The sequence below is a fragment of the Acinetobacter brisouisimilis genome, assembly GCF_000368265.1.
Lineage (GTDB): Bacteria > Pseudomonadota > Gammaproteobacteria > Pseudomonadales > Moraxellaceae > Acinetobacter.
On the sequence record NZ_KB851219.1, the window covers coordinates 234,943 to 258,551 of the forward strand.

18 protein-coding genes and 2 pseudogenes are annotated in these 23,609 nt (G+C 34.5%); 17 read left to right on the forward strand and 3 right to left on the reverse strand.

Translation table 11 applies throughout. The features are described from left to right. The first annotated feature begins 57 nt into the window (after positions 1-57). The 6 genes and pseudogenes from mtgA to F975_RS04815 all read left to right on the forward strand — a co-directional run bounded on the left by mtgA (position 58) and on the right by F975_RS04815 (position 6,122). Positions 58-735 carry a monofunctional biosynthetic peptidoglycan transglycosylase gene (gene mtgA, locus F975_RS04795; RefSeq protein ID WP_004750902.1) on the forward strand — a complete coding sequence of 226 codons (678 nt, stop codon included), beginning with the start codon at positions 58-60 and terminating at the stop codon, positions 733-735. A gap of 99 nt (positions 736-834) precedes the next feature. Continuing rightward, positions 835-2,943: a polyphosphate kinase 1 gene (gene ppk1 / locus F975_RS04800; RefSeq protein ID WP_004750903.1), complete on the forward strand. Its 2,109-nt coding sequence runs from the start codon at positions 835-837 to the stop codon at positions 2,941-2,943. Positions 2,944-3,313: 370 nt separating this feature from the next. Further along, positions 3,314-3,472: a hypothetical protein gene (locus F975_RS15990; protein WP_228127408.1), complete on the forward strand. Its 159-nt coding sequence runs from the start codon at positions 3,314-3,316 to the stop codon at positions 3,470-3,472. Beyond that, a pseudogene (locus F975_RS04805) lies at positions 3,473-4,025 on the forward strand (NAD(P)H-dependent oxidoreductase). It abuts the gene before it with no gap. A gap of 193 nt (positions 4,026-4,218) precedes the next feature. After that, positions 4,219-5,246: pseudogene (locus F975_RS04810) on the forward strand (ArsO family NAD(P)H-dependent flavin-containing monooxygenase). 111 nt (positions 5,247-5,357) lie between these two features. After that, positions 5,358-6,122 carry a DUF4184 family protein gene (locus F975_RS04815; protein WP_004750907.1) on the forward strand — a complete coding sequence of 255 codons (765 nt, stop codon included), beginning with the start codon at positions 5,358-5,360 and terminating at the stop codon, positions 6,120-6,122. Positions 6,123-6,151: 29 nt separating this feature from the next. Here F975_RS04815 and F975_RS04820 read toward each other — a convergent pair whose 3' ends face one another. From F975_RS04820 to F975_RS04830, 3 genes are read right to left on the reverse strand one after another with little or no spacing between them, the layout of a single operon-like run. Next, the gene (locus F975_RS04820; RefSeq protein ID WP_004750908.1) at positions 6,152-8,359 is read right to left on the reverse strand and encodes a polysaccharide biosynthesis tyrosine autokinase; all 2,208 of its coding nucleotides are present in this window, start codon (positions 8,357-8,359) and stop codon (positions 6,152-6,154) included. 18 nt (positions 8,360-8,377) lie between these two features. Next, positions 8,378-8,812 carry a low molecular weight protein-tyrosine-phosphatase gene (locus F975_RS04825; RefSeq protein WP_004750909.1) on the reverse strand — a complete coding sequence of 145 codons (435 nt, stop codon included), beginning with the start codon at positions 8,810-8,812 and terminating at the stop codon, positions 8,378-8,380. A 7-nt stretch (positions 8,813-8,819) separates the two neighbouring features. After that, a complete protein-coding gene (locus F975_RS04830) occupies positions 8,820-9,920 on the reverse strand; it encodes a polysaccharide biosynthesis/export family protein (RefSeq protein ID WP_004750910.1) in 1,101 nt (366 codons plus the stop codon). An 863-nt stretch (positions 9,921-10,783) separates the two neighbouring features. On the opposite strand from F975_RS04830, the gene F975_RS04835 reads away from it, so the two are divergent. The 11 genes from F975_RS04835 (at position 10,784) to F975_RS04885 (ending at position 23,070) form a co-directional block, all read left to right on the forward strand. Continuing rightward, positions 10,784-12,325, forward strand: coding sequence for a lipopolysaccharide biosynthesis protein (locus F975_RS04835; RefSeq protein ID WP_004750912.1), 1,542 nt, complete (start codon positions 10,784-10,786; stop codon positions 12,323-12,325). Positions 12,326-12,367: 42 nt separating this feature from the next. After that, on the forward strand, positions 12,368-13,363 hold the full coding sequence (locus tag F975_RS15270) for a glycosyltransferase family 2 protein (RefSeq protein WP_004750914.1): 996 nt from the start codon (positions 12,368-12,370) through the stop codon (positions 13,361-13,363). A 1-nt stretch (position 13,364) separates the two neighbouring features. Next, complete coding sequence (locus tag F975_RS04845) at positions 13,365-14,414, forward strand: polysaccharide pyruvyl transferase family protein (protein ID WP_004750916.1); 1,050 nt, start codon at positions 13,365-13,367, stop codon at positions 14,412-14,414. 1 nt (position 14,415) lies between these two features. Next, a complete protein-coding gene (locus tag F975_RS04850) occupies positions 14,416-15,495 on the forward strand; it encodes a glycosyltransferase (protein WP_004750918.1) in 1,080 nt (359 codons plus the stop codon). Between the two features lie 37 nt (positions 15,496-15,532). After that, complete coding sequence (locus tag F975_RS04855; RefSeq protein WP_004750920.1) at positions 15,533-16,570, forward strand: EpsG family protein; 1,038 nt, start codon at positions 15,533-15,535, stop codon at positions 16,568-16,570. Then, positions 16,570-17,466 carry a glycosyltransferase family 2 protein gene (locus F975_RS04860; protein WP_004750922.1) on the forward strand — a complete coding sequence of 299 codons (897 nt, stop codon included), beginning with the start codon at positions 16,570-16,572 and terminating at the stop codon, positions 17,464-17,466. Before F975_RS04855 ends, F975_RS04860 begins: the two co-directional genes overlap by 1 nt. Beyond that, positions 17,463-18,581, forward strand: coding sequence for a glycosyltransferase (locus F975_RS04865; protein WP_004750924.1), 1,119 nt, complete (start codon positions 17,463-17,465; stop codon positions 18,579-18,581). The genes F975_RS04860 and F975_RS04865 overlap by 4 nt, the downstream gene beginning before the upstream one ends. A 19-nt stretch (positions 18,582-18,600) precedes the next feature. Continuing rightward, positions 18,601-19,206, forward strand: coding sequence for a sugar transferase (locus tag F975_RS04870; protein WP_004750927.1), 606 nt, complete (start codon positions 18,601-18,603; stop codon positions 19,204-19,206). Then, on the forward strand, positions 19,199-19,855 hold the full coding sequence (locus tag F975_RS04875; protein WP_004750929.1) for a NeuD/PglB/VioB family sugar acetyltransferase: 657 nt from the start codon (positions 19,199-19,201) through the stop codon (positions 19,853-19,855). Before F975_RS04870 ends, F975_RS04875 begins: the two co-directional genes overlap by 8 nt. Before the next feature lie 26 nt (positions 19,856-19,881). Further along, positions 19,882-21,057 carry a DegT/DnrJ/EryC1/StrS aminotransferase family protein gene (locus F975_RS04880; protein ID WP_004750931.1) on the forward strand — a complete coding sequence of 392 codons (1,176 nt, stop codon included), beginning with the start codon at positions 19,882-19,884 and terminating at the stop codon, positions 21,055-21,057. A 135-nt stretch (positions 21,058-21,192) separates the two neighbouring features. Further along, positions 21,193-23,070, forward strand: coding sequence for a polysaccharide biosynthesis protein (locus F975_RS04885; RefSeq protein ID WP_004750932.1), 1,878 nt, complete (start codon positions 21,193-21,195; stop codon positions 23,068-23,070). The last annotated feature ends 539 nt before the right edge of the window (positions 23,071-23,609 follow it).

Sequence of the window (23,609 nt, forward strand, 5' to 3'; positions counted from 1 at the left end):
CGATTTTTTAAAAACTCAGCTTAACATATCGGGTGAGATTGGGAGTAGTTGCACATCATGAAAACATTGTTCATGCGTATTTTTTTGATTTTAATGACTTTGTTTATGTTGGTTCAACTCTGGGTCTTTGCCAGTTTATTGTGGTGGCGAACGCACCCCGTAGACCGCAGCATGTTTATGCGTATCGATGCATTTCAGTATCCCGATGAAACGCTACAACATAAGTGGCGTGATTATGATGAAATCAGCAATCAGTTTAAACATGCTGTCGTGGCAGCGGAAGATGGTAAATTTTTGCACCATCATGGTTTTGACTTTGAAGGGATGCAGGTTGCCTTACATCGTAACGAAAAAGCAGATGAAATTGTGGCGGGTGGTTCGACCATTTCTCAGCAACTGGCAAAAAACCTGTTTTTGTTTAATCAGCGTTCTTTCGTTCGCAAAGGGCAAGAAGCCATTGCGACATGGATGATGGAACGTATGTGGTCAAAACAACGCATCCTTGAAGTGTATATGAACTCGGTAGAACTGGGGGCTAACATTTATGGTGTCGAAGCGGCATCACGTCATTATTTTCATAAAAGTAGCAAAAATCTGACACGTGAACAGGCGATTTTCTTAGCGGCTTTATTGCCGAATCCACGTTATTATCAGCAACATCCAGAAGATGAAAAATTTAGATTCCGTAAGCGCTTCATTGCGAAATACATCCGATATAGCCAAATTCCAACATAGACATATTCATTTGCATAGTTTATGTTCAAACTTTATGAAATCGTCATAAATATGCAGCATACTGTTTAAATAACATGAAAAATACGTATGGAACGACATATGAATACCGAAGTATCTCCTGCGCCGACACCAGCACCTGTTGCTAAACGTGTAACTGCCGCGGATTATGCTTATAACGACCGTTATATTAATCGTGAACTCTCGATTTTAGATTTCCATTTACGGGTGCTTGAACAAGCTGTAGACCCATTACACCCATTACTTGAACGCTTAAATTTTTTATTGATTTTTTCACGCAATCTCGATGAATTTTTTGAGATTCGTGTCGCGGGTGTCATGGAACAACTGACTTTGGGTAATGAAAGCCATAGTCCAGATGGTTTGACTCCCAAGCAAGTTTTAGAACAGATCTCAAAAACTGCGCATATTGCGATTGAACGTCAGTATCGTATTTTAAATCAGGAAATTCTAGCGCGCTTACGTGAAGAGGACATTTGCTTCTTGCGCCGTGGGGAGTTAACTCCTGCGCAAACAGCATGGATTAAGAAGTATTTTCAAGAACAGGTTGCGCCTGTACTCACGCCAATTAGTTTAGATCCGGCGCACCCATTTCCGCGTTTGGTCAATAAAAGCTTAAACTTTATTGTCACTTTAGAAGGTAAAGATGCCTTTGGTCGTCAAATTGATCTGGCGGTTGTACCTGCGCCACGTTCATTACCGCGAGTAGTTCGCTTGCCTGATGAATTGACCGATGGTAAAGAACACCATGTCATGCTGTCAGCGATTATTCATGAGCATGTTTCAGACTTATTTCCAGGAATGACGGCAACAGGCTGTTACCAGTTTAGAGTGACCCGTAATGCCGATCTTGAATTGAATGAAGATGTTGATGATTTAGCAAAAGCACTCAAAGGTGAACTCAGCTCACGTCGTTTTGGTCGCGCAGTGCGCTTGGAAGTGACAGAAAACTGCCCGAAACATATTTATGAGTATTTGCTGAACGAGTTTGAACTGGATGAAGATCAACTTTATAAAGTTGATGGTCCTGTCAATTTGGCGCGCTTGTTGTCGAATTTCAAACGCCCACATCTAAAATATGATGCGTTTACGCCAGTGATTCCAAAGGTGCTAACCAAGTCTGAAAATATCTTTGCGGCAATGCGTAAGCAAGATATTTTACTGCACCATCCGTTTGAATCTTTTGCGCCAGTGATTTCATTTCTGCGTGAAGCTGCACGTGACCCACAGGTTTTGGCGATCAAGCAAACTTTGTACCGTAGTGGAGCAAACTCAGAGATTGTGCAGGTGTTGGCAGAAGCCGCTCGTAATGGCAAAGAAGTGACTGCGGTGATTGAGTTACGTGCCCGCTTTGATGAAGAGTCCAATATTGAAGTTGCTAATGTTTTGCAAGAGGCAGGAGCAGTCGTGGTATACGGTATTGTGGGTTATAAAACCCACGCCAAAATGATTTTGGTTGTACGCCGTGAAAACAATAAATTGGTACGTTATGCGCATTTGGGTACAGGTAACTATCATGCGGGTAATGCACGCATTTATACCGACTATGGCTTGCTGACTACAGAGAAAGAACTTTGCGAAGATGTGCATCGCATTTTCCAAGAACTGACAGGTATGGGGAAAATGGCAAAGCTGAAAAAGCTGCTACATGCGCCATTTACGTTACATAGCCACCTCGTCAGTTGTATTGATGATGAAATTGCAGCCGCAAAAGCGGGTAAAGAAGCAAGAATCATCATTAAAGTGAATGCTTTGACAGAAGTTCAGCTCATTAACAAACTCTATGAAGCTTCACAAGCTGGTGTACAGATTGACTTGATTATTCGTTCAATTTGTTGCTTACGCCCAGGATTACCTGGTTTATCAGAAAATATTCGGGTACGTTCAATTGTTGGACGTTTTCTTGAACATACGCGAGTGTATTATTTTGCCAATCAGGGCAATGCGCGAATTTACTGTTCAAGTGCTGACTGGATGAACCGCAACTTGTTTAATCGCGTAGAAGCCTGTTTCCCGATAGAAGATCCTTCACTGCGTAAACGCATTTATCAGTTTGGTTTGCTTAATTATTTACAAGATAATCAGCAGGCATGGTTGTTGCAAGGTGACGGAGTTTGGGTACGTGTACAGCCAAAACAAGGCGAGCCATTATATAATGCTCAGCAAACCTTGCTTGAATCCTTCCGCTAAATATAAAGCTTCTATTGGGGCTATTTCCCCAAAATGTTTAAATGAAAAGCCTCAATTGAGGCTTTTCTTGTATTTTTCAGATACTGCAATCAGTGTTGTTGAATGCTTAAAGTTTTATTTCGATAGATTCAGTATGCTTACGGACTTTGTGTAGAGTTTTATATAGTTTGGCAGAAATGAAGATGCACTGCATAAAGTTATCTGGAGATAAGTTGCCTATAAAATATTTTAAAATTATATGAAGGAGATCGATGTTTGATGCATAGTATTGAATAAATTTAAGGCATTAGGCAGACTTCGTATTCAAGTTATATCTTAAACTTGATAACGATAATAATTTTTTAATTTGAGCATGCTGATGCAACAAGACATGATGACTCTCCCGAATGTAGATATGAATCTGCTTGAACAACCAACTTTGAAAAAGGTTCAAGCGAAAGAATTGGATCACCTGCCGCGTATTTTACTGTTGTGTGGCTCAAATCGTGAACGATCATACAGTCATTTAGCAGTACTTGAGGCAGGTTGAATTTTGGAACACTTTGGTGCTGAAGTAAAAATATTTCACCCGAAAGGATTCTCTTTACCTGAAGATACAGATGCTGAACATCCAAAAGTAAAAGAGTTACATGCATTATTGACATGGTCTGAAGGCATGGTGTGGTGTTCACCAGAATGCCATGGCGCGATGAGTTCAATCTTTAAATCATAGATTGACTGGATTCCACTTGCAAGTGGTGCGATTCGAGCAACTCAAGGAAAAACGCTGGCGCTGATGTAGGTGAGTGGGGGGCACAATTATTTAACAGCGTGAATCAAATGCGAATTCTTGGTCGCTGGATGCGGATGGGATGATTACAATTCCAAACCAATCTTCAATTCCTAAAGCATCTTTAGAGTTTGAAGAAGATGGAAGAATGAAGCCATCGCCTTACTATGACCGTATCATTGATGTGATGGAAGAGTTGTTTAAGTTTACTTTACTGACTTATGGACAGGTGAACTACTTCACCGACCGCTACTCAGAACGTAAAGAATCCGCAGAAGAACTCTCAAAGCGGGTAAATCAGCGGAGTTTGTAAACTCTAGCAATATAAATGCGATTCAATTTTTGAAAAGTTTCTGCTGTTGAAAATAGCGAGAACAAGTTTAATACTTCAGGTGATTAAGCTTGATTTTTAGTGGTGGGTTAGATTGTTTAGAAGCAATCCTGAATATGATTGCACCGTTAAAATTTTAATTATAAAACGAATAATTCAATAGAGGAGAAAGGCTTTGACTCAACTACAGACTGAGATTGATGTGGTCATTATTGGGGGGCAAACGGCTCTTTCTACAGCTTACTTTTTAAACCGTAAAAAAATTTCATTCGTAATTCTAGATGATCAAAATCAGGCGGGTGGGGCATGGCAGCATACTTGGCAATCATTGCGCTTTTTTCTCCCAACACATGGAGTTCGCTGTCTGGTTGGCTAATGCCAAAAACCGCAGAGGTCTATCCTACACGTGATGAAGTCATACAATATTTGGCTGCGTATGAACAACGTTATCAATTCCCAATTATTCGTCCAGTACATGTGGATCATGTTGAATCAAACGGTGCATATTTAGATGTTTATGTGGGAGAAAAATATTGGAGAGCCCGAGCTGTAGTCAGTGCAACAGGAACATGGAGTCAACCGCATATTCCTGATTATGCTGGTCATGAAAACTTTCAGGGCATTCAGTTGCATTCAGCTCATTACATCAACGCAGATTCATTTAAAAATAAAAAAGTCATTGTGGTTGGTTGTGGGAATTCAGGTGCACAAATTCTGGTTGAGATCTCTAAAGTTGCAAAAACAATTTGGGTCACACCTAATCCACCACAATTTTTACCTGACGATGCCGTCGATGGTTATGTACTCTTTTTAAGAGCAACTGAACGGCTCAAAGCACAACAGGAAGGTCGGGTCATCGATCAGCCGATTGGTGGATTGGGTGACATCGTGATGATTGACAGTGTTAAAGAGGCAAGAGATAGGGGCGTTTTGAAGAGTTGGGCTCCTTTTATATCTTTTACAACAAATGCAGTGATTTGGTATGCTGGATTTAAAGCATCTCTCAATCATTTAAAAAGCCTGAACGTCGTGGAACCAGATGATACAGTCAAAGTCGTAGGTACACATTCTTTAAAAGTGAATAACTTATGGCTAGTTGGCTATGGTGAATGGGTAGGAACAGCCTCAGCAACACTAATTGGTGTATCGAGAACAGCAAAAGCAGCAGTTGATGAAATAGCGGCTTATTTGGCTGATCTATAAATGATTAAAAATACATCATGATTATGCTGGTTTTTGAATTTTTGCAGCATCAGTTTTGATGATCTTAATCTTTTTAATTGTTCAGTGGTTAAAATTCGGATTTTATTAGTTATGCCATTTACTGTTTCACATGCCGTGCTTGCCTTACCACTTGCAAAATTATTTAAACATCAGCTGCCTATGGCGGGTCTTGCAATAGGATGTATGGCACCTGATCTTGCGTGGCTATTCAGTGCGAACGTGCAATCACACCAATGGTCTAGTCTGATTTTTCCCGATTTGTTGGTTGGTTTATTCTTTGCAGCAGTCTGGTATTGGATTTGGTGTCCTATATTTTACGACTATTTTAGAATCAGGGATCCGTTACAGATCATTGGTATAGATGGTTATTGTGATTTCTTTCTTAAATTATCTATAGCAATTATTTTAGGGGCAATTACCCATTTATTGTGGGATGGTTTTAGTCATGATGATGCTAAAAATATTGCTTTCAAGGAGTTTTTGAGTCAGCCGATTGTATTTTTAAATATACAGACTAAAGTTTCTATACTAACGCAGGTTTTATTTTCTATAGTTCCTCTTCCGATCATTTTTTACATGTTATATCGCTATTATAAAGATCATAAGGATGCACTTCAGGCAAGGTCGATATGTTCACTATTCATCATACGGTGTGTTATGGGTGCAATGATCTGTGGCGTAATACATATTGAAAAATTAACAGAAAATCATGTCTATGAAATTATTTCTTGGTTTTCTTATCAAATATTATCCACAAGTGTTTTTAGCTTTTTTAGAGGATTTTTAAGCTATTTTCTACTGACTTCCGGTATTTTAAGATTACTCTATATCAAAGAGTTAGCATGCAATGAATAAAAAAGAGGAGCCGAAGCTCCTTAAATTGGTTATTTACGGGATTTATAATCATAACTATATTGATAGTCATAACCGTAGCCGTAAGCCCCACTTGTTTTATGAATATCGTTAAGAATAACACCATGTACTTCACGACCGCTTTGTTTAAAGCGGTTGATGGTGATATCAACTTCTTTTAAGTGAGATTTTCCAAAACGAACCACCAATAAGTTTAAATCTACAGATTGTGAAATGATCGCTGCATCTGTTACTGCAAGAAGTGGTGGAGTATCAATCACAATATGGTCATATTCTTGTTTTAATTGCTCAATAATAGCAATAAATTTCCCTGTATTTAGCAACTCAGCAGGATTTTTCGGTGACTTACCACGAGCAATAAAAGCCAAGTTTTCAACATGAGTATTTTGAATGACTTTATGTAGTTCAGTAATACTCTCAGTGAGTAAATTGGAAAGACCAAGGTTGTTAGGGTTAGCAAAATATTGCTGTAAGTAGCCACGGCGCATATCTCCATCAATCAACAATACGCGTTTACCACTTTGTGCCAAAATTGCGGCAAGGTTAATTGCAATAAAAGATTTACCAATTTCAGGTGATGTTCCTGAAATTAGAATGACCTGATTACCATGCTCTTTGCCTAGTGCAAAATAAATAGCAGTACGTAAACTTCTTAAGCTTTCTACAGCCCCATCTTCAGCATCTTTGATTGCTAAAATTGGTAACTGGCGCTTTTTCTTCAGCAAATGAGTACGACGTAATTGTAAGTCTGAACGAGGCACAGTTGCATAAACAGAGATATTGAATTCATCTTCAATTTGCGATGCATCCTTAATACCACTTTGCATCATACTACGAAGCAGCGCTAATAATATGCCAATGAAGCCTCCTATAACAATTGAGAGCATCAAGATAATTAGCTTTTGGGGTTTAATTGGTTTTACTGGTTCAATCGCCATATCGACAATACGAACATTGCCAATTTCACCAGCTTTCGCAACATTCATGGTTTGGTAAGTGTTTAAAAGATTGGTATATAATTGATTTTTAACTTCAACATCACGGTAAAATTGTAAATATTTGCGCTGAATTTCAGGTAAACGTTTTAGTGTTGCATCCAATTCCCCCATTTTTTTATTAATCGCACCTAACTGTGCATTAACTTCCTGCATCATTGGATGTTCAGAGGTATATTTAGAAGCAAGTTCGGCTTGTTTTTGTTGTAATTGAATTTTTTGTGTTTCAAGGTCAATACTTTGTTTTAAATACAGTTCAGATTCTTGATTAATATCTACCGTATTATTTGCCTCACGGAAAATATTAAATTTTCTTTCTGCATTGTCTAAGTCTGCTTTAAGTTGAGGAAGCTGTTTATTTAAAAATGCTAAGGTTTGTTCTTTTTCTGCAGAATTCTGTTCTACATTTTGGGCTTTATAGGTTGATAAAATTGTATTGAGTACATGAGTAATATGTAAGCCATCTTGCCCTTTATATGTAATATTAATAATACCTGTTTGCTTACCTGCTTCTGTTGCTGAAAAATTATCTAAAACAGATTTTACAGCATTTGGTAAAGCTTGCTTTGTTAAAGCATAATTTTGATTAAGCGGAGCTTTTGCGAAAATTGAAATGTGCCATGTTCCTTCAGTATTTGACACAATATTATTTTTATTCAGACTTCCTTTAAATACAGTAAGGTCTGTTCTTTTATCGGTTAGAGTCAGTTGATCACCTGAAATGTGTAAAATGAGGGCTTTATCTTCAAAGCTTTCAGGGACTTTTAACTCTCGAATCGTAAAATTATCAGTATAGTTATGTATTGTAACACCTTGTGTAGAATACTGGGTTTGAAAGTCTGGTTTTGTAATAATTCGTTGTAATAAAGAATTTTGTGTTGGGCTAACTTGGATGTCCAAGTTTAAGGTCTGGATTGTTGTACCTAAGACTAACCGTGATTTTAAGATTTCAATCTCAGCTTGAGCTTGCTGTTGCCCTAAACCTGTTGTATCCATGATACTCGATAACTGCTGACCTAAAAGTGCAGCAGAAGCACCACCTTTAGTTGATTCAACTTGTACTAAACCATCAACAGCATATGTTGCTGGTGTTACACGGAGGTAGAGTATTGCACAGATAAGACTGAGTAGTACGCATACAGCAATCAGCTTCCATTGTGCAATCATGGAGAAAAATAATTCTTTTAAATCAATGGTATAATCAGTCTGTTGAGTTGTATTCATTATCTTCACATTCTAAAATTACAAATATTCGTACCAGTCTGTTAAGCAATCTTTAATCATGCTACAGGTTGCGTTAAAAAAGTCTTGGTCTTTTTGATAAGGGTCAAGAATATCTTTATTTCTCCAGTGTCCAAGGCGGAATACTTTACCTTTACTAAACGCCCAAGTTTTTTCTATAAATTGTTGCTGGCTTGCCGTCATAACTAAAACTAGATCTGCTTGTTTAAGCATAGATTCATTAAGTTGTTTGGCAATATGAGATGAAATATCTGTACATGTATGCTGCTGCATCATGCTATGTATAGCTTTATCATCTGCAGGGTGTCCAATCATTGCATGAATACCTGCAGATGATACCTCCAGTGCAGGAAACTCTCGTTTAAGTAAATATTCGACCATTGGACTACGGCAGATATTTCCGATACAAACCACTAAAAGCTTTTGAAACTTCATCGTCAAGTTACTGCCCTAACTGTTTAGTGCTATAGAGTACATTTGAGAACGGAATAATTTGACTGATTACACGTTGCCAACGAGTTAAACCAGTTGGATCAATATATACAATATCATTGCTACGCATTTTAAACTGGTTAGCAAGCCCAAAATTGCCAATACTGCTAAGATTAAGATGGTAAATTGCCATGGTATGGTCGGTGTTATTGCTTCGAAGAACATATATACGTGCAGCACTTGCTGATAAAGGATTAAGTCCCAAACTTTCACCAAGTACATCACTTAAACTCATGCCTTGATCCCGTATAGGAATAGATTGATTTTTACCAGATTCTCCCATTACATAAATCTTTTTGTCCTCACGCGCATTGACATAAATTGTATCATCGGGCTGAATTATGAGATTATGTAAAGATAATCCCTGTTTTTCTAATTCTATGGTATTGAGGTTAAATGTTTGCCCATTGCGAATTAACTGAATAGATGTCGGATCGCCCAACTGCGTGATACCTCCTCCCATGCCTAAAGCGGTATATAAGCTGGTTGGTTGATCATTTAAGAAAAATTGTCCACCTTTGTTGACATTGCCTTGTACATAGTAACGCTTTCCTTGATAAGAAATGATTCTTACAACCAAATCAGGTTGTTTCAGGTAACGTGAAAATGCTGATTTTAGCTCAGTGTTAATTTTAGATAAAGTTTTGCCTGAGGCTTTATATCGACCTACCAAAGGCAGTTGCACATAACCTTGTTGGTCGATAGGGTAACCATTTGCCAACGCTGATTGATCGGAAGAAATGTTATTTGTAGGTGGTGCAATTTCAGGGTAATTCCACAGTTGAATTGATAAAACATCTCCTGATGTTAAGATGTAAGTGTTTTTAGTGGAATGAAATAAACTATAATAATATTTGGGTGAAAATTCTTGAGCAGCCTGTGTTACAGGAAGTGTCTCCTGATTTAGTGCAATGATATTTACCGGCACACCTAAATTTGTCGTGTATGAGCCTTGCTGAGGAAGATCATAGCTTTGTAAACCAGAAATAACCGTACAGCCTGTGGCTGCAAAGCTGAGAGATGTGATTGCAAAAATTAAACTAAATTTCACGTCTTACCCTTTAATTGATTTTTGTAATATCTATCTTACTATTCTCATAATCAAGATATTTTTAAAGCACCTAAATACGATCAGAATATTATATTACACTGAATACTATAACTATGTTAATTCTAGCCAAAATTCTAAATAAGAAGTATATTTGAAATACTGATTACATTCATCAAAATTTTAGCATAGCTTTAAGTCCAATTATATGTTCAATTTTATAGAAATACTCTTATGTTGTTAGGAGCTTTTAAAATTAACTTTCTAAAAGTTTATGTATTTGAAATTAAATTAAATTTTTCATTTAAGGGTTTGGTAAAGAAAGTAGAAGACTCAGTTGGAAGGTATGAGGTTGATTAAAACACACACAAAATTCACAATAATCAAAAGATTGATATTGTGAATACACTAAAGTATCATAAACAATGTCTTATATATCTGTTGATTAGCTTACAGTCTTACTTATCAGAGCTTTAGGTTTTACTTTTCATGTAAAATTTGATTATTGCATGTGCAGATGATAATTTTTTCTCAAAAGTAGTAAGTCTAATTTAGATTATATACAAGAAAGCTTACCGATGTGTATATTTTTTTATACTTATTGTTTACAATCGCTAATTTTTTAAAATGATGGGCTTCTAACTAAGATTTTCAATAGTTTAGTTTTTATCAATTTTTATGTGTTCGTGAATGTGATAAGTAGTGTAATAACTTGTTTTAACTTCTGTAAGGCTTAATAGTAATTTTGTATCTTAATGTATATTATTTTAAGATAAGGTTTTGTTAGTTAAGTTGGTTAAAGATTAAATCATAATACTGTAATCTAGTATAGATATTATATCTTTATATATGCATAGTAGATCAATATGGTTTCACAGGTAAATAACAAGACAATCATACTAAATACTATATTCTTATATATTAGAATGTTGGTTATTATAGGAATCTCTCTATATACTACTAGAGTTATTTTTAATGTTTTAGGTGTTGAAAATTATGGGCTATTTAATTTAGTCAGTAGCTTTGTTGCATTATTTTCTTTTTTAAATTCAGCAATGCAAAGTGGCACACAAAGATTTTTAAATGTGGCGCTATCTTCAAAAAATATAGATAAGGTACAAATTACCTTTAGTACAGCATTAAATATTCATATAGTAATCGCAGCTATTATCTTGTTGACTCTGGAGACAATTGGTTTATGGTATCTTAATTATCAATTGAATATACCTCATGATAAAGTGGTAACGGCAAATATTGTTTATCAATGCGCTGTTGTTATGACTATATTAGGAATAGTTAGTGTGCCTTATCAAGCTATTATCGTAGCTAAAGAGCGTATGAGTTTGTTTGCTTATATTGGTATATTTGAAGCCATAGCAAAATTATTGATAGCTCTAGTGATTGGTTATGCTAGTTATAATTTTTTAGTTTTTTATAGTAGTCTTTTAACAGCTTTATCAATTGGGATGTTTTTATTGTATTTAATGATCACAATACGAAATTTTCGATTGGAAACAAAATATAAATTTAAAAGAGAAGCTGGATTAACTAAAGAAATTTTATCATTTTCTGGTTGGAATTTATTCGGTCAAATCGCAGTTCTAAGTTCTAATCAAGGTGTAACAATTTTATATAATTTGTTTTTAGGTATAACGGTTAATGCTGCATTAGCTATTGGGCAACAAGTGAGAGGCTTAGTTGGTACATTGGCTAATAATCTACAGATGGCTTTTAATCCTCAGATAGTGCAATCTTATGCCTGTGGTGATATTGAACATCATAATATGTTGGTGCTTAATGCATCACGATATTCTCTGTATTTGATATCAATTATTGCGATCCCATTTTTGTTGTACTCGGATATTATTTTACAGTTATGGTTGGGTCAAAATCTACCTGCATATGCAAGTTATTTTGCAAAAGCTATGATTTGGGTGACAATATTAGATTGTGTTTCTGGGCCATTCTGGATGTCAGCGCATGCTAAAGGTAATATTAAGCAATATCAATTAGTTGTTTCAGCGATATTTTTATTGAATTTACCATTAACATATGGACTTTATCAATTTTCACATTCAGTGTATGTGTCATTTTTTGCAACAATTGGAGTAGTAGGCGGGGCATTGATTTATCGGGTGAGCTATTTTTTAAAAGGTAATCATTTACCAAAAAAAATGCTATATTTTTACTTTAAAAATATTAGCTATGTGCTTTGTTTTTTGATATTGCTTTATCCTTTTCTGAAAGAAACTTCGAATATTATTTTATTAGACTCATTTAGTGATCTTTTTTTAATGGTCGGATTTGTGGAGATTGTATTTATTTCATCTGTTATGATTTTTTGCATGAATGGTTTTGAAAGAAATCTGCTAAAGTCTTTTGTTTTAAAAAAAATCAACCGAATTTAATGCGTTTAAAAATTGATCATATAGCTCAGTTGGGTATAAGTAATGTCAAAAGTATCAGTAATTTTGCCTGTATATAATGTTGAGAAATATATTGCTAAATCTATTAGTTCTATATTAGAGCAGACTTATACTAATTTTGAACTTATTATTGTTATTGATGGTTCTAAAGATAATAGTGAAGTCATTGCTAGAGGATTTGAACAGGTTGATGATAGAGTAAGAGTATATACTAAATCTAATGGTGGATTGTCTGATGCTAGAAATTATGGGTTTAGTTTAGCAACTGGTGAATTTATTTATTTTTTGGATTCAGATGATTGGGTTGAACCAAATTTATTGCAAGATAATTTAGAAATAATTTTAGAAGAAGAATTAGATTTTATTGTATTTGGTTTTTTTCAAGATAATGCCAATGTGAATGAAGAAGTTATTGAACAGATCGAGCATATTCCAAAAAATACACATTGGCTAAATGGTGATTCTATTCATTTAACTTCCTATATGCTTAATATTTTGGGTTATGCATGGAATAAGCTTTATAGAAAAGACTATTTAGATAGGTATGGTATTAATTTTACTAAAAGTGTCTCGTTGGTAGAGGATATTTTATTTAATGCTAGAGTTTATCAATATTCCAGTCAGATTGTTTTTAATCAAAAAGCTTATGTACATTATATACAACGACCAGAGATGACTTTGACAAAAAAATTTCATGAAAAAAGTTTTGAATGGGTTAAGCTTAAGCATGTAGCTTTATCTGCATTTATTGATGCTTGGTCATTTAATAATAAACAAGAAATATTGGCTAATAATCTAATAGGTGGGTTGCGTTATTGTGTATTAAATTTATTTAGATATAAAAATCAATTTAACTATATTCAGAAAATTGAGTATATAAAAAAAATGTTAAATGATGCTGATTTAGTAAACTATTCACAATTTTATAAACCTATAACAAGTAGTGATAAAATTTATCATCAGTTTATTAAATATCGTGCCAAATATCTGATTGCTATGATGGCTCAAACTAGAGGTTGATATGAATATTAAGGAAAAAATTCCTTTTGAGTTAAAGTATAAATTTTTATTTTATCAAGCAAAGTTTAAAAATTATGGTTATTTTAACCAAATAAAGCTTGATGCGAGTAGAAAAAAAGCTTTCTTTTTTTTAGCAGCGGATTATGGAAATTTAGGTGATGTTGCTATTACTTATGCTCAGACAAAGTTTTTAGAAAGCCATGGATATCAGGTAGTTGAAGTTCCTATCAGTAAAACAGCTGAGGGTATCTGGTGGGTGAAAAATAATATCCAAAATGATGATATTGTTACTCTTGTGGGTGGCGGTAACATGGGAGATTTATATGAACAAATTGAGATATTGCGCCAATTAGTGATTCAGCAGTTCCCATTTAATAAAATTGTTTCATTTCCACAAACTTTTGATTTCTCTAATACTCTAAAGGGTCAAAAACAGCTCAATAAAGCAAAAAGAGTTTATCGTAGCCATAATAATTTAATTATAGTTGCTCGTGAACAAGTTTCTTATCAATTAATGAAAGAAAATTTTAGTCAAAATAAGGTGATTATTACACCTGATATTGTCATGACTTTGGAGAATATAGCTAAAGTTATACTAAGAAAAGGTGTTGTTGTCTGTTTGAGAAATGATAAAGAAAAATTTATTGATGATAGCACTACGCAATTGGTATTAGGCTGTTTAAAGCAAGCCTTTAATCAAGATATTATTTATCGTGATACACATATTGATGAAAATAATTTGAGTCCTAATGTAAGAGTTAATGCATTAAATGATATATGGCAAACTTTTAATCAAGCTGAACTTGTGGTTACTGACAGATTACATGGGATGATTTTTGCCTATATTACCAATACACCTTGTATTGTATTTCAAAATAATAATCATAAAATCAAAGGAATTTATGATTGGATACGGTATCAACCTAGCATGTATTTAGTAGAAAAATTTGATGCAAATCAAATTGAAACAGTAGTACAGCATATTAAGAATAGTAAATTTTGTACTAAGGATACAGCTCAGCAGTTTAATCCACTGATTGAGGAGCTATAAAATGAAACGTATTTTACATATCATTGGGAAAATGGATCGAGCTGGGGCAGAGACTATGCTTATGAATCTCTACCGTAGTATTGATCGTTCAAAAATTCAATTCGATTTTATTACTTTTACTTATGACAAAGGTGATTATGATGATGAGATTCTAGCATTAGGAGGTAAGATTTTCCCGATTATTGCTAGTAATTCATTAGCTAGGATGATAGAGTTATATAAATTTTTGAAAGCTCATTCGGAATATCAAATTATTCATACTCATGTATTATTGAATAATGCATTTCATCTAACTGCTGCATTAATGGCAGGTGTGAAAAATAGAATTTCTCATTCTCATAGTACCAGTAATGGTGGGAAAAATTATCTTGCGAAAACATATGAGATAGTGGCTAAAAAAGTTATTAATCATTTAGCTACGTGCAAAATAGCCTGTGGTTATGAAGCTGGACAATATTTATATAATAATGTGAAAAAAGTGTTGGTTTTACCTAATGCTGTTAATGTAAGAGAAATACATCATATTGTCGAAATAAGTCGAAAATCATTCATATTTGATAAAGCTAAGCTAAATATTATCCATGTAGCTCGCTTTATGTCAGTTAAAAATCATATATTTGTCTTGGATATTGCTGAGGCATTGATTGAAAGAGACACAAATTTTATTATTTATTTGGTTGGTGATGGTCCTCTACGTTCAGAAATAGAGCAGAGAATTCAATCAAGAAACCTTGGTCAGCATGTTAAATTACTAGGCTTACGTTCAGATATAATAGCGTTAATGGCAAACTCGGACATAATGATTTTACCTTCGTTACATGAAGGTTTTCCTGTTGTACTGGTAGAAAGTCAAGCCGTAGGGCTATCTACCTTAGTATCTGATAATGTGTCTCAAGAAGTAGATTTAGGTTTGGGGATGATAGATTTTTTACCGATTAATCATGCAAAAATTTGGGCAGAAAAAATTGTAGATTTTTCACCTGTTAATTTATCGAATGAACAAATTTTTCATAAGTTATCTAGTCAGGGTTTTGATATTTTTCAAAACTCTCAACGTCTCGAACAGTTATACAGTGTGTAATTAAAGTTAAATATAATATACATTTATAGGGTTGAAGATGATTCCATATCTTTTTATTTTATTATTTGTTATGGTGTGGGTCATTTTTGAAAAATATTCTCTTAATCGAAGAGCATTTTGGATTCCTACACTGGCTCTCTCTTTATTTGCAGGCATACGTAGTTATAGGGTTGGTACTGATACAGGGGCATATGTTTCAAATTATATTAGCAACCTCAATCCAAGCTATTTTCAGTTTCGGGACGATGTTGAAAAAGGTTATCAATTATTCGACTATTTGCTATTAAATATTACACATAATTATTTCTGGTTGTTATTTTTAACTGCATTTTTTATTGTTTTTAGTTACCTAAGGTTTATTAAAAAATATTCACAAGATTATGTGCTGTCAGTAATTATCTTTGTTACTTTTGGTGCTTATACTTTTATGTTGAATGGCTTAAGGCAAGCTATAGCTATGGCTATATTTTTATATGCAATACCTGCATTAATAAATAAAAAATTATTGCAATATGTTCTAATTTGTTTGTTTGCTTCTTTATTTCATATCTCTGCATTAATTATGATTCCCTTTTATTTTTTGGTTAATGTTAATATAAAAAATATTTATAAAATTATGACTGTCTTAGTAGTAGCATTTATTGGTGCATCACCAATTATTAAGTATATGGCAAAAGATAATGCACGTTATGAAGGTTATACTACAAATGATGATTTTAGTGGGTTATTTACATTAGGCCTTTATGTTGTTGTTGCTTTGTTTGTTTTAGTTGTAAATGTAAAATTAAAAATTAAAGATGAACTATTTAATAAGCTATTAACTTTGTATTTATTGGGCATAGCCTTGTTAATACCAGTTTCATTATTGGGTGCCGGGGCTTCAGGACCACAACGTATTTTAAACTATTTCACTTGGACTTTAATGCTTATTTTTCCGATTTTAATAAATAAATTTAAAGGATTTTCTGTTAAGTTGTTTTTTATTATTTTATGTGTGGTTTATTACTATTTGGCTACAAGTAAATTTAGTAATCTTAGCCCTTATATGATTAATTCTACTTTTGAGATATTTTAATGAATATACAGCCGTTAGTCACGATTGGTATACCCTTTTATAATGCAGAATTTTATCTATCTGATGCTATTAAATCGGTGATTGCACAGACATATAAAAGTTGGGAGCTTATCTTAATAGATGATGGTTCTACAGATAATTCATTGTCAATCGCTAAATCATTCGCCCAAAAAGATAGTAGAATTCGTATTATTTTTGATGGTCAAAATAAAAAATTACCTGCTAGGCTTAATCAGATTATCCATGAGGCAAAAGGTAAGTATATAGCTAGAATGGATGCTGATGACATTGTTAGTCCACAACGCCTTGAATTACAAATTGAGTTTTTACAAGCATCTCCTGAGATAGACCTTATTTCAACTGGTATTTTGTCGCTTAAAAATGATTTAACATTAGTTGGCTATCGTGGTACAACTAATCCCAAAAGTATCAATCTAGCAGATGCGATTATGGGTACAACTGGCATTATTCATGCTTCAGTCGTAGCAAAAAAAGATTGGTTTCTCAGAAATCCTTATAATGAGAACAATCGACTTGCCGAAGATTATGAGCTATGGTTAACAGCGTATCTAAAAAATGATTTAAAAGTCGGATTTATCGAAAAGCCTTTATATTACTATCGTGAAGATCAAAGCATCCAGTTAAAAAAATTGCTAACAGCTTACGATAGTCAAATTGATATTATATCTAAAGTGTCAAGCCAATATCTTGATAATAGAACAAAGCAAAAATTTATTAATAAATTTTTGCTAAAAAAAATAATGGTAAGAATATTGTTTTTGACTAAGCAAGAAGGCCTGCTACATAAAAGACGAGTTCAATCTCAAACACCTGATTTTTATATTCAACAATTGCAAAGAGATTTATCCTACCTTACTCAAGGAGATACTAATTGAAACCTAAAGTTGCTCTAATTGTATCAGCACCTGGAACATTTAATGCATTTTACTTAAATCATATCAAATATTTAAATACATTATATGATGTTACTTTGATTGCTAACTTTGCAAAAAATGAAATAATTTTACCTGATGTTAAACATATTTCGTTAAATTTAGATAGGAAACCATCTATTATAGATGATGTAAAAAATTTAATGAAATTAACAGCTATATTCAAAGAACAAAATTTTGATGTTGTTCACTCAACTACACCTAAAGCAGGATTTGTAACTCAGATAGCCGGTTTTTTGTCGGGTAGAAAAGTCCGATTACATACATTCACTGGTCAAGTATGGGCAAATAAAACTGGAATAAAGAGAAATATATTAAAATTAATTGATAAGACAATCGCAATTTTATCAACGCACTTGTTAGCTGATAGTAAATCTCAAATAAATTTTTTAATTTCTGAAAATATTCCTGTTAAAGCCAAAATTCAAGTATTAGGAGCAGGATCAATTTCTGGTGTTAATATTAAAAAATTCTATCCAAGAAATACAGGAATTTTAAGAAATAAGTTAGGTTTTGTAGAGGATGACTTTGTATTTTTATTCATTGGCCGCCTAAATGCAGATAAAGGTATAAAAGATTTATTAAAAAGCTTTGAAATAGTTCATAATCAACGACCAAGAGCTAAACTACTTATAGTTGGTCCTGATGAGGAGAATTTTTTTCCTATTATCGAACAGAATAAATTGTTTGATAATGCTATTTTTTATCAAGGATTTACTAAAACTCCTGAAGAGTATATGGCAATGGCTGATATTATGTGCTTACCTTCATATAGAGAGGGGTTTGGCACGGTCATTGTAGAGGCATCTGCTTGTGGTACGCCAACTATTGGTTCGAATATTTACGGTATTACAGATGCTATTGATGATTGTAAAAGTGGTTACTTATTTCAAGTTGGTAATTCAGAAGATTTGGCATATAAAATGATTTATTGTATTGACAATTCTCAGGAGCTCAATAAAATTTCTTTATTTGGTATACAAAGAATTAAAGAAAAATTTGATGCAGAATTATGTTCACAATATTTATTAGACTATTATCAAAGTATCTTAGCTTGAGACAATTGGTGATTATATTATGCTAAAACAAACCTTTGATATTATCATTTCAGCTTTCGCTTTAATCATTCTTGCACCTATTTATGCGGTCATTGCTTATAAGGTTAAAAAAAATCTCGGTTCACCCGTATTTTTTCGTCAAACTCGCCCAGGATTACATGGTCAACCTTTTGAAATGATTAAGTTTCGCACCATGAAAGATGCAGTGGATTTAAAAGGTAACCCTTTACCTGATTCTGAGCGTTTAACATCTTTTGGAAAAATGCTGCGTTCGACCAGTCTAGATGAATTGCCCGAATTATGGAATGTATTAAAAGGTGATATGAGTCTTGTTGGACCGCGTCCTTTACTTATGGAATATTTGCCACTTTATAGTGTTGAGCAGGCAAAGCGTCATCAAGTTCGCCCAGGAATAACGGGCTATGCTCAGGTTAATGGCCGTAATGCGATTAGTTGGGAAGAAAAATTTAAACTCGATACTTGGTATGTTGAGCATCAATCGTTTTGGCTAGACATAAAAATTTTAATAAAAACTGTAAAAAAAGTACTTTTAAAAGATGATATCAGTGCTGATGGTGAAGCTACTATGAACAAGTTTACAGGTACATCTAAGAAAAATGACTAAACTTTATGCAATTTATGGTGCTTCAGGTTGTGGTCGCAGTCTAATGCCTGTAGCACGTCAGCAATTAGCGCGTGGGGATAATTCCTCAGAGATTATTTTTATTGACGATGCACTTACGCAGACGATGATCATTAATGGTCATCGTGCTATGAATTATACAGCTTTTTTGAATGAAGCAGCAGAGGATAAAGCAGTACAGATTTCAATTGCAAATAGCTATATTCGTCAAAAAATTGCTAACATTTTAGAAGCTGATAAAATAGCATTATGGTCGATATTTGCTGATAATATGGTTTTAATGGACCAAGTGGAAATTGGGGTTGGTGCTGCTTTAAGTCCATTTGTTACAATTACTTCGAATATCAAAATTGGTAAATGTTTTCATGCTAATTTATATAGCTATGTCGAGCATGATTGCGTGATTGGGGATTATGTGACTTTTGCACCGAGTGTAAAATGCAACGGCAATATTCATATTGAGGATCATGTTTACATTGGGACTGGTGCAGTGATTAAACAGGGTACTCCAGACAAACCATTAGTGATTGGTAAAGGTGCTGTCGTGGGTATGGGGGCGGTAGTCACCAAAAGTGTGCCATCAGGTGTGACTGTGGTAGGTAACCCCGCACGAATTTTAGAAAAAAGATAAGCTTCAATTTTAGTTTAGGAAAGATCATGTTAAACACTGCATTTGAGCCATGGCCAAGTTTTACCCAACAAGAAGCCGATGCTGTCTCTCGGGTTTTACTTTCAAATCAAGTGAATTACTGGACTGGGCAAGAATGTCGTGAGTTTGAAAAAGAATTTGCCCAATTTACTAGAACGAAATATGCGGTTGCCCTTGCTAATGGGACTGTCGCTCTAGATGTTGCATTAAAAGCCTTAGGTGTGTGTGTAGGTGATGATGTCATTGTGACCTCACGTACGTTCTTGGCTTCAGCCAGTTCAATTGTGACTGCAGGGGCAAATCCAATTTTTGCTGATGTTGAACTTGATTCACAAAATATTTCACGTCGTACCATTGAAAAAGTTTTAACTCCGAATACTAAAGTAATTATCTGTGTACATTTGGCAGGCTGGATGTGTGATATGGAGCCAATCATGCAGCTTGCTGAAGAAAAAGGACTGTATGTGATTGAAGATTGTGCTCAGGCACATGGAGCAGAATATAAAGGTCGATCTGCAGGTTCAATTGGTCATATAGGAGCTTGGTCTTTCTGTCAGGATAAAATAATGACTACAGGTGGTGAAGGAGGTATGGTGACTACCAATGATGAAGGCTTGTGGAAAAAAATGTGGTCGTATAAAGATCACGGTAAAAATTTCGATAGCGTTTATAGTAAACAGCATTCTTCAGGTTTTCGTTGGTTACATGACTCTTTTGGAACTAATTGGCGTATGATTGAGATGCAGGCTGTCATTGGTCGTATTCAACTTGCTTGTATGCCGAAATGGACAAAAAAACGTACTGAACATGCTGAGCAGATTTTAGAGGCTTTTGAAGATAGTCCTTATTTTACTGTACATCGCCCATCAACTGATTATGTTCATGCGCAATATAAATGTTATGTGCAAGTAAATATAAATGCTTTACCATCAGATTGGTCACGTAATCGTATTATGAATGAAATCAATGCGTTAGGTGTGCCCTGTTTTAGTGGATCTTGTTCTGAAGTTTATTTGGAGCATGCTTTTGATGGTACATCATGGCGACCTATAGAGCGGTTGCCAAATGCGAAGCAGTTGGGGGAAACGAGTCTAATGTTTTTGGTACATCCAACGTTGAGTAAAGATAATATGAAAAAGACTTTAGCTGCTATTCGACAGGTTATTCAAATTATGCAAGTATAATTAAAAGAAAGTGTTGTGGATATATTGTTTTTGATGGTTTGTATTTATTATTTAACAATAAAATACAAAACTGTGAAAATTGTTTTTTGTGTCTTTATTTAGAAAATTGCAAAGACAGTCAGTTAAGGAATTTCCGTGAAACGCACGATTATTCAGCTATTATCGATGTCCAGAAGGACTAAACAGGTGAGTTTATTACTGCTGGATTTATTGATTCTACCTATTCTCTTATGGATATGTTATGCGATTCGGTTATTTGACTGGAATGTTGAAATCATTCCGGGAATGATTCTCAGTTGGATTCTAATCAGTGGACTTTCAGTTTTGAGCTTGTTACTGATGGGAGCCTACCATTTTATCGTGCGGGCTTTTAGTGAACTGTTTATTACAAAACTGGCTTTTGCTGTCAGTTTAATGGTTATAACTTTATATTTATTAGCCTATATGAAATTGACTTCTATTCCCATGTCGATTCCACTCATGTACGGTTTTTTCATGTTTGGTTGGGTCTGGTTCAGTCGTGCACTTATTCGTTTTATTGTACAGGCTATGCTGAGATCTAAAGCTAGGAAGAAGCGCGTTGCCATATATGGTGCAGGTCTTGCTGGACAGCAAATTGCTGCAGTCTTACTACATTCAGATGAGCATATACCATTATTTTTTATTGATAGTAAAAAAACCTTACAGGGGCAGATCATTGGTGGATTAAAAGTCTATTCAGTTGAGGAGGCATTTAACCGTGCCTTTAAAAAATATGCGATTGATGAAATTTTAATTGCATTACCCTCGATAAGTCGTTCACGTAAAAATGAAATCATTAAGCTGCTTGAACCTGCACATTTAAAAATTACTGAATTACCTGATATGACGCAACTGATGGATGGTGAGATTAAGATCAGTGATATCCGTGAAGTAGATATTATTGATCTGTTGGGGCGTGACCCAATTCCACCAATTGAGCCATTACTGACCAAAAATATCCAAGATAAAGTGGTAATGGTAACTGGGGCTGGTGGATCAATTGGTTCTGAATTATGCCGTCAGATTGTGAAAAACCAGCCAAAACAACTGATTATTTATGAATTAACTGAGTTTGCACTTTATAGTATTGATAAAGAGCTGCGTTTAAATAGTAATTGTAACATTATTCCGATCTTAGGTAGTGTACTAGAACAGGGGAAATTGGAACGGGTGATTGAGCAATATGCTGTGCAGACTGTTTATCATGCTGCTGCTTACAAACATGTGCCTCTGGTAGAATGTAATCCGATTGCCGGTTTAAAAAATAATGCATTAGGAACAGCTTTTAGTGTAAATGCCGCTGTGAAAAAAGGGGTAGAAACATTTGTACTGATTTCAACTGATAAAGCAGTACGCCCAACCAATGTGATGGGAGCCTCAAAACGTATGGCTGAACTTTACTGTCAGGCCATGGCAAAAGTACAGCATCAAACTCAGATTAGTATTGTCCGTTTTGGTAATGTTCTTGGATCATCGGGTTCTGTCGTTCCTTTATTTAAACAGCAAATTAGTAAAGGCGGTCCGATTACAGTGACTCATCCTGAAGTGACACGTTACTTTATGACTATTCCAGAAGCATCACAATTGGTGATTCAGGCTGGAGCGCTAGGTACCGGAGGAGATGTATTTTTACTGGATATGGGGGATGCAGTACGAATTCAGGATCTTGCTCGGCAGATGGTGACATTGAGTGGTTTACAGATTAGGGAAGCTGGAAGTACATATGGTGATATTGAGATTCACTATACGGGATTGAGACCTGGTGAGAAACTCTATGAAGAGCTATTGATTGATCAGGATGATACTGAGGTTACTGAACATAGTCGCATTTTACGTTCTTTTGAAAAAGATTTCCCTTTAGACGAATTGCAACCGATCTTTAAATCTCTAGAAAAAATTAAAGCGACGGAACAGGATATCAATTGGGCACTTACACAACTGGAGTGCTATGTTGATGGCTATCGACGTAGTGGGCAAATACAAGTGAATTAATGTTGAATTCACTTGTATTTGTAGTGAGTGCCAGAGACTTAATTTTGAACAGTGAATGATTATTACGATTGCTTTGCCTTTCCACAAGGCAACTAGCATGTATGGTACGGTCTATCTGTACTGTAAAGGAAGGTATTCGTTCAGAATGCGAATATAGATTGAGTATTTTTTATATTGCTGAATTTAATCTTATTTTTAGAGTTGTTTGGATTATTGAAAATGAAAATAAGGTATAATATAAATTCGTGCAGTCTGCGGGACTCGAATTTTTAATTTATACTATTGAAAAGTAATGAAGTAAATAAATTTAAAATTTTTTGTACCGCATATTGTACCGTAAAAAATAAAAGTGCTATCTAATTGATATTTTTAAATTCGCAGTTGACTTGATACCGAGTATTACGCCCACCACCTTCCAATTTAATTTACACTAGATTGTGCGTGGCTATAGCTTTCTCACGTTGATTACCTTTTTGTATTGAGATGGGTACGATATTGTTTAGAGCCATTTTTTGTTGTTTGTATTCGATTTATAAAAT